This is a genomic window from [Clostridium] aminophilum DSM 10710 (assembly GCF_000711825.1).
GTDB lineage: Bacteria > Bacillota > Clostridia > Lachnospirales > Lachnospiraceae > Clostridium_R > Clostridium_R aminophilum.
This window is the reverse complement of record NZ_JONJ01000003.1, coordinates 17,104-29,934: the sequence shown is the minus strand read 5'-3', so window position 1 is coordinate 29,934 and position 12,831 is coordinate 17,104. Positions and strand designations below refer to the sequence as shown.

Sequence of the window (12,831 nt, the reverse complement as noted above, 5' to 3'; positions counted from 1 at the left end):
ACAGTGCAACCGAGAATATAAGACGCGTTATGATTTCTTTTTTCTGAAAACAACGTCGTTTTTTTCCTTCTTTCGCGTTCTTTCCGCTCTTTTCCCCATAAAGTTCACGCACTTGCCTTTTACTTTCTTTTCAATTTTTCATATATTATATTATAATAAATATGATTATGGACGATATTCATATTGATCGCATGGATTGGATTCTGCATACGGTTCCGCGTTGCAGTTCCCTCCCTGCATATGAGGTCATTTTCAGATATGGAAACCGGCACTCGAAACTATATATAAAAGGAAAGGATCGGTCATATGGTCAATTTATTCGGATTGTATGGAAACGGCGTTGCCCTCTCCGAGCGAACGCTGGATTACCTGTGGGGCCGCCAGAACATCACGCTGAACAACATTGCAAATGTCGACACGCCCGGCTACAAATCGCGCTACATGACCTTTGAAGACACACTGGCAAAAAGCATTCGCGCAGCTCAGACCGCCAAAGGCGAACAGGCTGTAGCCCAGGCTATTTCCTCCAACCGTCCGTCGATCCACATCACAAACGCCGAGTCGACAAGACTGGACGGCAACAATGTGGACATGGATCAGGAACAGGTGGATCTGGTCAAAACGGCTTATGAATATCAGTACATGGTTCAGTCCATCAACAACGATCTGAACCGTCTCCGCGCCTCGGTCAAAGGCTTCTGATAGCAGGGTATAATTGCTCATTTTCATTATAGAGAAGAGCCATTTTTCAGATTGCTCTTATTTTTTTAATTGTACCGACGAAATGTATACTGTTGATTCGACAATTTGATACTAAAAGGTGGTAGAAATACATGACTAGTGAAATGGAAGGTATGCTGGACACGTATCTATTCGAGACAAACGGTCTTCTTGACCGACTTGATGAGATGCTTGTTGCAGACGAAAAGGTTGCCGACTTCTCCACAGATGACGTAAATGAGATTTTCCGTATCATGCATACGATCAAAGGATCCAGTGCCATGATGGAATTCAACACGGTCTCTGTCATCGCCCATCGCATCGAAGATCTCTTCTTCTTTATCCGTGATAAGGGTATTGACTATCTGAATCCGGATCAGAAGAAAGCTCTGTTCGATCTGATGTTCCGTTCCGAAGACTATCTTCGCGGAGAAGTTGCAAAGGTAGAGAACGGAGAAGAACTCACCACAGATATCGCAGAATTCCAGAAGCATATCGATGACTTCCTGGCACGCCTGAAAGCAGATGAAGTGGCTGCAGAAGGCGGCGAGGCAGCTCCTGCTGCCGAGGGAGGCAGTGCTCCGGCTGCTGCCGCTGCTGGTCAGAAGCTGCCGAATGATCCGACCGCACAGGTATTTATCCATATCTGGCTCGAGGACGGAATCGGCATGGAAAACCTCCGTGCATTCATGATCGTAAATGCTCTGAAAGAGAACGATATGGGCTTCCGCTATTATCCGGAAGACATGGATGCCAATCCGGATGCTTCCAAGATGATCATCGAAGATGGTTTCTTCCTTGCATTCGATTCTCTCGATACCGCAAGTGCCGCTGAGGAGGTTCTTTCCACTCAGGGCCATATCAAGAATTTTGAAGTAATCGATGCCCCGAAGGCAGAGGAAAAACCGGAAAATGAAGTCGCTGCTGCTCCGGAAGCTCCGAAACCGGAAGCTCCGAAGGCGGAGGCTCCGAAACCGGCTGCCCCGGCTCCGAAGCCGGCTGCAAAAGCAGAGGATAAACCGGCTGCCGCTGCAAAATCCAACGGTCCGGTTAAGCAGTCCCTGATTTCCGTAAACCTTCAGAAGCTCGATGCGCTGAACGATCTCGTCGGCGAGATTGTTATCACCGAGTCCATGGTTACATCCTCTCCTGCTCTCCAGCTGCTTCCGTCGGAATCTCTGGACAGCTTTATGAAATCCGCCCGCCAGCTGCGCAAGCTGACCGACGATCTTCAGGATATCTCCATGTCCCTTCGAATGGTCTCCATCTCCGGTGTATTCCAGAAGATGAACCGTATCGTCCGCGATATGAAGTCCAAGCTGAACAAGGACGTAAGACTGACCATCATCGGTGAAGACACCGAAGTAGATAAGACCATCATCGACTCCATTCAGGACCCGATCATGCATATCGTCCGCAACTCCATGGACCATGGTATTGAAGAGACGGCCCAGGAGCGTATCGCTGCCGGCAAGGATCCGCAGGGTGAACTGGTACTCTCCGCTTCCCATACTTCTTCCGAGGTCGTTATCTCCGTAAAGGATGACGGATACGGAATGGATCCGGAGAAACTTCTCGATAAAGCAGAGGAGAAGGGCATTCTCACCAAGCCGCGTGAGCAGTATTCCAAGAGGGAGGCTCTCGGCCTGATCATGATGGCCGGTTTCTCCACCAACAAGGAAGTTACCGAATATTCCGGCCGTGGCGTCGGCATGGACGTTGTAAAGAAGAACGTCGAGTCTGTCGGCGGTGCCATCAGTCTGGAGTCCGAAAAGGGACGCGGAACCACCATTACACTGAAGATTCCGCTGACTCTGGCGATCGTGGACGGAATGAAGGTTTCTGTGGGCAATACCACATTTACCATTCCGATCGCAAATATCCGCCAGTCGTTCAAGATCACGGAAGACGACATCATCCACGATGACAACGGCAACGAGATGGTGGAACGTCTCGGCGAATTCTACCCGATCATTCGCCTGAACAGCTTCTATAACATTCAGAGCCGTCATACCGATATGAAGGACGGCATCCTGATCTGGGTTGAAGCTGCTGACCGCTCCTGTTGCCTGTATGCAGACGAGCTGATCGGCGAACAGCAGGTAGTAGTAAAACCGCTTCCGCAGTATCTTGCAAATTATGACCTGAAGAGCAGCGGAATCAACGGCTGTACCATCCTCGGCGACGGTACAATCAGTATCATCCTGGACATCATTGGTATTTACAATGCTGCCCTTGGAAATTCCTGAAAGGAGAACCTGACATGACTGAAGAGATCAATACACAGGAAGAGTTCGTGAATGAGGAAGACGAGATCGCCAAAGAGGAATCCGGCAATTTCGTCCGCTGCCTCACCTTCGAGTCTTCTGACCTGATCCTGTTCATCAGCACCGAGCACGTCATTGAGATCATCAATGATCACTCGATCACCGAGCTTCCGCTGGTTCCGGACTATGTCAAGGGAATCATCAACCTGCGCGGTCAGATCCTCCCGATCGTCGATATCCGTCTCCTGATGGGCTCTGATGCAATTGAATATACTTCCAAGACCTGTATCATCGTGCTGAATATTCAGGACACCGCGATCGGTATCGTCGTTGATACCGTGCGTCAGGTCGTAGACATCAACATGGACAATGTTCATCCGATTCCGGTGAAGAACCAGAGAAAGCTCCTCAACGGAATGATCAACATGGATGACGGTACAGTATGCATGTCATTCGACTGCGATTCACTGGTCGCAAGCAGAATGATGTAATGAGGATAATAAATGCAGGGTTTTACGGATGAGGATTTTCAGCGTTTGCATACATACATTCGCAAATGCTTCGGAATCGATCTGCACAACAAAAAGCAGCTGATCGTAAGCCGTCTCTCCAACACAGTGACGGCGGAAGGTTTCGATGGTTTTCACGACTATGTCGAGGAAATTCTTCGTGGGCAGAACAAGGAGCTGATCTCCGGAATGCTCAATAAGCTCACGACCAACTACACTTATTTTCTCCGCGAAAAAGAGCACTTCGATTTTCTCCAGAATATTATTCTCCCCGAGCTTGAAAAACGTCATCAGGGAGATAAATGTCTCTCGATCTGGAGTGCCGGCTGCTCTTCCGGAGAAGAACCATATACAATTTCAATGTATTTGAAGGAGTATTTTGCGAGAAAGCAGGGCAATTGGGATCTTCGCATTCTTGCGACCGATATTTCCCAGAACATCCTGAATTCCGCCATGAATCCGGTCTATGGCATGGACAGCATTTCCAAGCTTCCGCCGGCATGGCAGAGCAAGTATTTCGTCAAGAAGCCGGATGGCAACTTAACCATCAGTCCGGACATCCGCAATAATGTGATTTTCCGGCCGTTTAATCTTCTTGATACACCGCACTGGAAGAGACCGTTCGACCTCATCTTCTGCCGCAATGTCATGATCTATTTCGATCAGCCGACAAAAGATGCTCTGGTGAACCGTTTCTATCAGGTTACTGTACCGGGCGGTTGGTTCTTCATCGGTCACTCGGAGGGACTGACAAAGCAGACCTGTCCGTATGCGTACATCGAACCTGCCATTTATCAGAAGAAATAATCATTTGCCGGCCGATAACTTCGGCCGGCTTTTGTCAAGATAACGAATCAAGGTAACAAAACAACATGGTACAGGCAGGCCTGACTGCCTGACTCCTGTAGGACATAAGTTTGAAAAAACCATTCAAACTTCGATTGACGACTCAGATACGAACTCAGATTATACTGACTCGTGCCTGAGCCTGGAGGGCAAACTATGGATCTTAACAAAAAAATCAGGGTATTTGTCGTCGATGACTCAATGGTATTCCGAAACTTTCTCATCAAATCCATTGGGCAGAGTCCGCGTTTTGAGGTGATCGGCCATGCCATCAATGCCTTTGACGCCGAGCGCCAGATTCCCCAGCTGAAACCGGATGTTGTTACGCTCGATATCGAAATGCCGGGAATGACCGGTCCCGATTTCCTGAGAAAATTTCTTCCGAAATATCCGGTTCCGGTGATTCTCGTCTCCTCTCTCAATCTCCGCGTGTTCGATGCACTCGAAGTCGGAGCGGTCGACTTTGTCCGCAAACCGGATGTCAAAGACGAGATCACATCCAAACAGTTTGTGAGCACCCTCCTTCCGAAGCTCCTGATCGCTTCGAATTCCCGCGTCCGCATGCCGCGCGGCACGGTCTCTTCCGCTCCGGCAACCACCATGGAAGCCAGACAGCTGCAGACACCAACACCGCGGACCATGGAGCATTTTGCCGGCGAAAACAAGATTGTCGCGATCGGCGCCTCCACCGGCGGCACGGAAGCGATTCTGGACGTCGTCCGCAATTTCCCGGCCAATATGCCGGGCGTTGTAATTACACAGCATATGCCGGCCGGATTTACCGCCATGTATGCGGAGCGTCTGAACAAAATCCTGAAAATGGAAGTCCGGGAAGCCAAAAACGGTGACAAAGTCCGTCAGGGACTGATGCTGATCGCGCCCGGCGGTTACCAGATGCGTCTGGTAAAACGCGGAACCGAGTATTTCGTCTCCTGTACCATCGAGGAAAAGGTGAACGGTCACGCGCCGTCCGTCGACGTGCTCTTTAACTCCGTCGCACAGAACGCCCGTGATCAGGCAATCGGCGTGATTCTCACGGGAATGGGCTCCGACGGAGCGGCCGGCCTTCTTCGTATGCGCAAGAACGGTGCTTTTACCATCGGCCAGGACAAAGAGACCTGTGTTGTCTACGGAATGCCGATGGAAGCATACAAGATCGGCGCTGTCTGTCAGCAGGCTCCTCTCCTGACCATCCCGTCCATCATCTACCGTCAGCTTGGTCTTCTGACAAAATGATGCCGCAATAATATCACCACATTGGATACCGCTGCAATTGAAATCACAGCAATTGATACCACAGTAATTGATACGCGGTTATGATGAAAAAGGAGCTTTTGCAGTCATAAATGACAATCTATAGGGTCAGATGACTGCAGAGCTCTTTTCTTTTATGATTTTAAGCCGATAATGTACATGAAAAGCAAAAAAACTGCTATACTTTCCCTATCCTTACCAACGGAGGTGTCCGTCTGTTCACGGCGGCCGCCGTTTATCGGGATGCCGTTTTTCCTCATCCCGTGTTGACGTTTTCTGATATATATGCTTTGATTCGTTTTTGAAAGGATGTAACCCATGAATGAAGCCGCTATCGCCGCAATGATCAAGTCCGGTATCGCAGTCACCTCGGCTGCGCTGACGGTCAGCTCTTATGCTGTCTTTCGAACACCGGAAATGCCGTCTGTCGGCGAACTGACCCAGTCAGCTGCGGATTACACTGCAGGAAAAGCATCCGAAGCAAAACGTTTTGTTGAAGAATGGAATGAAATTCATGCCGAGCTGATCGACGCCGAGGAAGCTGCACGGCTTGCCGAGCAGCAGCTCGCCGACTATCTTGCAAATCATCCGACCAAGAATGAAGACGGAAGTCCTCTGATCTATGAGGAAGGCCCGGACGGCCAGCTTCATCCGATCAATCTTCCGAATACACTTCATTACATCGATAATGACTATAATCTGATTCTGGATACCGCCATGGGTCCGATGCTCTACTTCAACCAGGGCGACAGCCACTGGACCGGATATATGATCGGCGGCCGAGACCGTCTCGGACGCTATGGCTGCGGCCCGACGGTTGTCTCCATGATCGTCAACAGCTTCAACTCTATGGATAACGGCGTTTCCCCGGTTACCATCGCCGAGTGGGCGCTCGCCAACAATCAGTATGCCATGGGCGGCGGCTCCTACCACAGTCTGATTCCGAACGCCCTGACTGCATACGGAATGCAGGTTGCACCGGTCACCGAGAGAACACCGGAGCGCGTTCATGCCGCTCTCGATCAGGGCCATCTCCTGGTTGCCCTCATGGGAAAGGGAGACCTGACGAACAACGGCCACTTTATCATCATTGCCCAGCATAATCCGGACGGCTCTGTCATGATCGCTGACTCGAACCGCTTCGACAACTGCACCAAAGCCTGGGATCTGAACTCTCTTCTCTCGCAGATGAAAGGCCCGGATAAGGACGGCGGACCGCTGTGGGAAGTATGGAAACAGTAAGCACGGAAACAGAAAGCACAGAATAATATGTGCGGAATAGTAAGTGCGAAAACAAAAGTGCCGAATAATATATGCGGAATAGTAAGTGCGAAAACAAAAGTACCGAATAATCCGTACGGAAATCGAACCGGAAATCGAATATTATGGTTAAAGCCTGCTCCTTCAGGGGCAGGCTTTTCGCAGAAAAATCCGCCCAATCTTTCGCAAAACGAACTGCAGAATCTTCCACAAAGCAAACCGCAGAAAGACCCGCGGAAAGGGGAACCAATATGAAAATTGCTCTCTCTCTTATCGTGAAAAATGAACAGCGCAGCCTCCTCCGGTGTCTCCTCGCAGCCGCACCGCTGGTGGATCTGATCGTCATCGCCGATACCGGCTCCACCGACCGAACCAAAGAGATCATTGAAGAATTTCGCCGTCATTTCGATGACAACGACGCACCTCTTCCCGAAAGCCACTCTAAAAGCCTTTCCGAAAGCCCTTCCGAAAGCCCTTCCGAAACTCACGGTCCAAACCGTCCGCCGGTTCAGGTCTATGATTTTCCATGGTGCAATGACTTTTCTGCGGCGCGAAACTTCACCCTCGAGCGCGCGGAGGAACTCGGCGCCGACATCCATTTCGTCCTCGACGCCGATGAGTATGTCCTCTCCGGCTCCTACGATTCGCTGCATGAGTTTGCCGTGCGCATGACTTCAAAATACGATAACGACTGGGCCGCAATGTTTATTCGAAATGACTGGTATCGGGATACTCAGGCTTCACAGCATGCTACCTCTTCCGGTCAGTCGTCACAAAACTCATCCAAATGTCTGGACGATCTCCGCACTCGGAACACACCGGTCGTCGAAACGTCCGACTGTGTCTGCAAACCGGAATCCACATTCGATATGGATAAATCGGCTCTCCGCTGCTCCCGGGAGCTCTGCGAGCGCATTTTCCCGAAAGGCACCCGCTACAGCGGCATCATCCATGAGCAGCCGACAAAGCACTCTATCTGCGTCCAGGCGCCGGTGATCGCCGATCACGACGGCTATCTCCATGACGGCCTGGGAAAGGGCGAGAGAAACCTTCAGTATCTCCTTCAGGCCCTTGAGAATGACCCGGAAGACAGCTATCTTCAGTACCAGACCGCCATCACGCTTCGGAATCTGAAGAGACTTTCGGAAAGTCTGCCATACTTTGAAAAGTTTTTCGCAGCGGTCACAGAACTTTTGTCTAACGACCCGCAAATGGAACTCGGTGCAGAAGCTTCCAATTCCCCCGATCAGAACAACAATAGTCAGAGCAATGCCGGTCAGATTAAGAACGATTTGACAAACTCTGGAAGAGTCGACGATTCTCAAAACAATGCTGCTAAGCCATCACTCCCGGTTTATATCTTCGACGGGATCCTGCGCTATCTCTATACCCTGATGGAGATCGGAACCGATGCCACCTTAAACCGGGCCGAGAAGATCATCGGACTCACCTCCGATCTCTTTGCCGACAGCACGGATTTTTATTTCTTCTGCGGCAATTTCTACACCAAATATATTCTTCAGGATCTGGAGCATCGCAGTTCCCGTCTGCCGATGATCGAGCAGTGCTATCAGGCCTGCCTTGCCATCGGCGAGCAGCCGGACCGCGCCGGCGTTGCCGGGACAGGTTCTTTTCTTGCCGCCTACAACCTCGGCATTTGGTATGAGCTGAACAAGCAGAACGAAAAAGCGAGGGAATTCTATTCCCTCGCTGCAAAGTATGGATATGAACCGGCAAAAGAGCGGATGAACGGTCTAAGCCATAAATAGTATGTAGTTCAGATCATCAAAAATCATTCTTTCTCCGTCAGAATCCTCACATTCTTCCCGGAGAAGGCGATCCCTAGTTTCATCCGAAGGCATATCCTATGTAAAATCTGGTACGTCCTTCTTTTGTCTCACTTTTCAGTTCAAAGATCTCATCCGCCTGTAATAACAGCCCGCTTGGATTTCTTCCGAAAATGATATATTGATTGTTCATATCTTTCGATATAAACAGACGAAACTCATCATTTAAGAGAAGATCCGCATTATCGATCACAACCAACTTGTTCTTAGAATTCTTTATCGCCTGTTTGTAACCTTTATTCTGATCAAGAAAATTGAAACACTTTATTCTCTTATCTTCCGCAGCCAACTCCTGAAGAAAAGAAAACACAGCGGTTTTTCCCACACCGGAATCTCCTGCAATAAACGTAATATTTTGAACCAGTTCGAAATCCACGTCATAAGAAGTGTGTTTTGTCTGAATTCTATTCGTTATAACCGGCTTAATCTTCATCTGACCACCACTCTTTTAATGATTCATAGGAATCGATTTCTCTGCTTCCACGTTTGTCAATCGCAACAACTTTTTTCATTTCAAAAGATATTAAAGGATACTTGCATGTAATATTTCCGGAACCCAACTCATAAATTGCATCCACCGCGTTTTCCCCACACTCTCGGATATCAAAAACTTTATCCTCATTGTACATCACGTTTAGAACTGTTTTGCACCCGGAGGAGAGTTTATCGATATTCAGTAGACAGCCGTCAAATCTGGATTGAAAAGAAAACTGATCCATCATTTTCGAATGGTCGATCGTGTAAATGATATTTACCGCTCTCTCATCCAGTTTTTCCGCAGTATACTTATTAAAAAACAAATCGTTAAATCGAATCAAATCCATGTTTTTTGGTATGGCATTTTCTTTATATACCGTAATCATAAAAGCCTCACCTCTTGTAACGTATTCCGTAGAACAGAATATTGTACTAACTGATTTATTTTTTCGTTTGAATCTAAACGACTGTCGTTCAATCCACAGATATCATCTTTCTGCCTGTTTTCCCATGTACAGCAGTCATTCACAAAGCATTCACCCAATTTCCCTTTGTTGGTCTCAAATCCGGTATTGCGCGTAATATCTCTTAAAAGGGCTGCCGCCATCTGCTCTGAATTTTTATTTTCATCATACCCGGTCAATGCCAAGAATCTTGAACGTTCTTCTTGAGTTAACCCGTATTCAACCAATTGTAAAAACAGCCTTCTTGCTTTAAGAAGTTTTTCCCTTTTCTTTTTCAACTCGTCTTCTTTTGCAAAAACCCAGTCTTCCAACCATTTAAAGGATAATAACACAAACTCAAAAGAATGAATTTTCAGGATATGAACATTATGCTTCCCGGAGGCAAGCGTGTTTAATCGTTTCAGTTCACGCAAAACGTCAGGATTGTCTACCGCCATATCCATAATAACATAATATTCAGCCCCGTCATTTCCGATCTGTTCAACGGATTTCCTTAACTCTGTGTTGTTTCCTTTTGACTCGACTTTTGCGTCCCCTTGAATCACTTTAAAAATATATCGCCAAAACTCATATCCCGCTCCGGAATCTTCACACCAGACATATGTTTTCATGAAATCCCCTTATCTGCCAAATATAGTTATTCATATTCATTTACTGCCATGACCATTAACTATTATAGCAAAAAGATCCAAGAAACGATTCTCAAATAATCATTCTTTCTCTGTCCGGATCCTCACATTCTTCCCGGAAAAAGCAATTCCGAGTTTCAGGATTTCCGAAATGCCCTCTTCCTGCATTTCCGCTTCATAGTTTCTTTCACCAATCTGATGTAACGCCTCTTTCGCCAAACGGTCCAATGCCAACTCATCCAGAGACCTGCCGGCTTTTAACTCCATAATGATTCCGGGATACTGTGATGTTCTCGGAATCAGGCTGATATCATATCTCCCGTCGCCGGATTCACGGTTGGATCTCACCTTATACTGATTATCCATCAGTGCAACCAGCCCCAGAATCAGCCCGTGATAGAACCCTTCTGCACCAGCGTCATAAAAGCTGGCGCTCTTCTTCATATATTCTCCGATACCGTCCTGAAGTTTTTGGAAATCCAACGCATAAAGGCTCTCTGCAATCATATTCGCTGTTGCGCGTCCCATTGCACCGATCCGCATCAAATGGGACAGGATCTCATTCTTATATACCACCGCAATCTCTCGATTCGGAATCGATACTTCACAAATCCAAGTTCCGTCTCCCTGAAGTTTTTTCCGAACCTGCTTCAGATATCCCGCCACCAAAAGAAGACTGTAGATATTGGCCGGATCCTCCGCAAGAGACCTATATACCACATTCTGATCAATCCTGGAGACAACATTTTGTCCAAGAAGAAGAGATTCCAATTTCTCAGAAATGTCATCGGTGGAAGTTTTCAGCACGTCCTCTAAGATCTCGTTTTTCCCCGTATTCACCCAATATGCCTGGGGAAGACAGCCTTTCGACAGATAATTGATCACTGACCAGGGATTATAGATCTCCGTATTGCCAAACAAGTATCCGTCATACCAGCATTTTAATTCCTCTTCTTTGTCCGTCACGCCATAATAATCCATCATCTGATGAACTTCCGATTCCGTAAATCCAAAAAAGGAATCGTATTCGTCATCCATGACCGTACTAACCGTCAGGTTGTTCAGCCCACTGAAGATGCTTTCCTGTGCAATTCTCAGAATGCCGGTTAGAAATCCATAGGATAGATTCCGGTTATCCTTAAATCCACCGGAGAAGAAATTCCGCATGAATCCGATGATCTCATCATAAAAATCCTTCGAATAGCCTTCCTGAATCGGGGTATCATATTCATCAATAATAATGATGGGGGCTTTTCCATAATGAACAGAGAGCATAGCGGAAAGCCTTTGAAGTGAAACCGCCAATTCAACTTCATTGACCTTCCCACTCAATATTTTCTCATAGTATTCTTTCTCGTAACTCTCCAGTTTTTCGCTGTTCCGAAGTTCGGAATGTCTTCCGAATTCCTCCTGTAAAAGCTGAGCAATTCTGGCAAATGTTGCATCCCACGAATCAAATTTGACATCCTTAAATGTCAGGAAAATCACCGGGTACTTTCCCTGATGATCCCGGTATTCCTGTCCGCATTTCCAGATCGACTTATCCGCAAAATATCTGCTGGTATCCTCTTGGGAAATCTCAAAGAATACGCGGAGCATATCCATATTCAGCGTTTTGCCAAAACGTCTCGGTCTGGTAAACAGCGATACATAATTCTTCCGATCCAGAATCTCGCGGATAAACAGTGTCTTATCCACATAGTAGTATTCGGACTGGGCGCGGATATAATCCGATATTCCGACCGGAAGCGGCTTTTTGGGGATCTCTCCCGTATTCTTTCTGTACCTTCCACTGACGATCCGACCATCTGCCGGCCTATCTGTCCCATCCGGAATCATCCATTCTTTTCCTGCTTTTTCTGCACCCGGAATCTTACCGCTTTTGCAGAGAGCATTCACGGTCCGGACCGAAATCCCCCACTCTTTCGCTTTTTCTTTACAGGTCATCATTTGGATCATCACCTCGCAATATCGTTCAGGAATTATCATCGTTTATTATCGCGCAAGTGCCTAGTCCTCGTTCAAGCACGGGCCTTGGCTCGTTTCTTACATAAATTATACCGTGCATTTCGCAATATATCAAATAACAATTGATAATTTGCGAAATGCACGGTATATTATGCGAAATTAAAGAGTGAACAAATCACCCTCTAGTCACGATACTTTATATTGGCTCTATATCGTACTATCGAGTCTAAATATTGTGGTGGAATTCCACTCATTCTACGTAATTTTATTTTTTCTAAAAGTTTTTTTTGAGTTCTTTCTCCCATTTTTTCTTTGAAATATCTTCCTTTTCTGATTTGGTTTCAAGAACGATCGCAACTCCATTCTGATTAAACGGCATAAGCCACCCATCAGGTTTATCACTTATTCCTGCAAAATCAGTAGTACCGAGCCTTGAGCCTAATTGAATAAATGTCGTAAGTTGCCCAACTCCTGATAGATACTCAGATGTATCAACATTATTTCCGCTTGCATCTATAAACCCAAGTGTTATACCTGCTTCATTTCTAACCTGATCCTCTGTTCTTAAAGGCATTTTGCCATCCTCCCTA

The 12,831-nt window shown here is 47.2% G+C and carries 12 protein-coding genes; 7 read left to right on the top strand and 5 right to left on the bottom strand.

Annotated features, from left to right (window positions below; all coding sequences use genetic code 11):
* Window positions 1-306: 306 nt before the first annotated feature.
* From flgB to BR86_RS16180, 7 genes are all read left to right on the top strand, one after another.
* Window positions 307-702, top strand: coding sequence for a flagellar basal body rod protein FlgB (flgB, locus tag BR86_RS0103620; protein ID WP_031471634.1), 396 nt, complete (start codon window positions 307-309; stop codon window positions 700-702).
* A gap of 131 nt (window positions 703-833) precedes the next feature.
* Window positions 834-2,969, top strand: a complete 2,136-nt coding sequence (locus BR86_RS0103615) for a chemotaxis protein CheA (RefSeq protein ID WP_031471633.1) — start codon at window positions 834-836, stop codon at window positions 2,967-2,969.
* A 14-nt stretch (window positions 2,970-2,983) separates the two neighbouring features.
* Window positions 2,984-3,478 (top strand): chemotaxis protein CheW, encoded by a 495-nt coding sequence (locus BR86_RS0103610; RefSeq protein WP_031471632.1) that lies wholly within the window; start codon window positions 2,984-2,986, stop codon window positions 3,476-3,478.
* Between the two features lie 12 nt (window positions 3,479-3,490).
* Window positions 3,491-4,303 carry a CheR family methyltransferase gene (locus BR86_RS0103605; RefSeq protein WP_031471631.1) on the top strand — a complete coding sequence of 271 codons (813 nt, stop codon included), beginning with the start codon at window positions 3,491-3,493 and terminating at the stop codon, window positions 4,301-4,303.
* Between the two features lie 195 nt (window positions 4,304-4,498).
* Window positions 4,499-5,578 carry a protein-glutamate methylesterase/protein-glutamine glutaminase gene (locus BR86_RS0103600; RefSeq protein WP_031471630.1) on the top strand — a complete coding sequence of 360 codons (1,080 nt, stop codon included), beginning with the start codon at window positions 4,499-4,501 and terminating at the stop codon, window positions 5,576-5,578.
* A 336-nt stretch (window positions 5,579-5,914) separates the two neighbouring features.
* The gene (locus tag BR86_RS15055) at window positions 5,915-6,838 is read left to right on the top strand and encodes a C39 family peptidase (protein WP_051684562.1); all 924 of its coding nucleotides are present in this window, start codon (window positions 5,915-5,917) and stop codon (window positions 6,836-6,838) included.
* A 269-nt stretch (window positions 6,839-7,107) separates the two neighbouring features.
* Window positions 7,108-8,625 carry a glycosyltransferase family protein gene (locus BR86_RS16180; protein WP_038287759.1) on the top strand — a complete coding sequence of 506 codons (1,518 nt, stop codon included), beginning with the start codon at window positions 7,108-7,110 and terminating at the stop codon, window positions 8,623-8,625.
* 79 nt (window positions 8,626-8,704) lie between these two features.
* Here BR86_RS16180 and BR86_RS0103580 read toward each other — a convergent pair whose 3' ends face one another.
* From BR86_RS0103580 to BR86_RS0103560, 5 genes are all read right to left on the bottom strand, one after another.
* The gene (locus tag BR86_RS0103580; protein ID WP_031471626.1) at window positions 8,705-9,136 is read right to left on the bottom strand and encodes a hypothetical protein; all 432 of its coding nucleotides are present in this window, start codon (window positions 9,134-9,136) and stop codon (window positions 8,705-8,707) included.
* On the bottom strand, window positions 9,126-9,566 hold the full coding sequence (locus BR86_RS0103575) for a DUF4869 domain-containing protein (RefSeq protein WP_031471625.1): 441 nt from the start codon (window positions 9,564-9,566) through the stop codon (window positions 9,126-9,128). Before BR86_RS0103575 ends, BR86_RS0103580 begins: the two co-directional genes overlap by 11 nt.
* Window positions 9,563-10,255 (bottom strand): hypothetical protein, encoded by a 693-nt coding sequence (locus BR86_RS0103570; RefSeq protein ID WP_031471624.1) that lies wholly within the window; start codon window positions 10,253-10,255, stop codon window positions 9,563-9,565. The genes BR86_RS0103575 and BR86_RS0103570 overlap by 4 nt, the downstream gene beginning before the upstream one ends.
* Window positions 10,256-10,354: 99 nt before the next feature.
* A complete protein-coding gene (locus BR86_RS0103565) occupies window positions 10,355-12,223 on the bottom strand; it encodes an AAA family ATPase (RefSeq protein WP_081844029.1) in 1,869 nt (622 codons plus the stop codon).
* A 292-nt stretch (window positions 12,224-12,515) separates the two neighbouring features.
* Window positions 12,516-12,815 (bottom strand): hypothetical protein, encoded by a 300-nt coding sequence (locus tag BR86_RS0103560; RefSeq protein WP_031471622.1) that lies wholly within the window; start codon window positions 12,813-12,815, stop codon window positions 12,516-12,518.
* Window positions 12,816-12,831 lie beyond the last annotated feature (16 nt).

Coding starts and splice junctions, on each gene's coding strand:
- BR86_RS0103610 (WP_031471632.1), top strand. CDS start 2,984: ATGACTGAAGAGATCAATACACAGGAAGAGTTCGTGAATGAGGAAGAC.
- BR86_RS0103560 (WP_031471622.1), bottom strand. CDS start 12,815: ATGCCTTTAAGAACAGAGGATCAGGTTAGAAATGAAGCAGGTATAACA.
- BR86_RS0103615 (WP_031471633.1), top strand. CDS start 834: ATGACTAGTGAAATGGAAGGTATGCTGGACACGTATCTATTCGAGACA.
- BR86_RS16180 (WP_038287759.1), top strand. CDS start 7,108: ATGAAAATTGCTCTCTCTCTTATCGTGAAAAATGAACAGCGCAGCCTC.
- BR86_RS15055 (WP_051684562.1), top strand. CDS start 5,915: ATGAATGAAGCCGCTATCGCCGCAATGATCAAGTCCGGTATCGCAGTC.
- BR86_RS0103570 (WP_031471624.1), bottom strand. CDS start 10,255: ATGAAAACATATGTCTGGTGTGAAGATTCCGGAGCGGGATATGAGTTT.
- BR86_RS0103605 (WP_031471631.1), top strand. CDS start 3,491: ATGCAGGGTTTTACGGATGAGGATTTTCAGCGTTTGCATACATACATT.
- flgB (WP_031471634.1), top strand. CDS start 307: ATGGTCAATTTATTCGGATTGTATGGAAACGGCGTTGCCCTCTCCGAG.
- BR86_RS0103575 (WP_031471625.1), bottom strand. CDS start 9,566: ATGATTACGGTATATAAAGAAAATGCCATACCAAAAAACATGGATTTG.
- BR86_RS0103565 (WP_081844029.1), bottom strand. CDS start 12,223: ATGATGACCTGTAAAGAAAAAGCGAAAGAGTGGGGGATTTCGGTCCGG.
- BR86_RS0103600 (WP_031471630.1), top strand. CDS start 4,499: ATGGATCTTAACAAAAAAATCAGGGTATTTGTCGTCGATGACTCAATG.
- BR86_RS0103580 (WP_031471626.1), bottom strand. CDS start 9,136: ATGAAGATTAAGCCGGTTATAACGAATAGAATTCAGACAAAACACACT.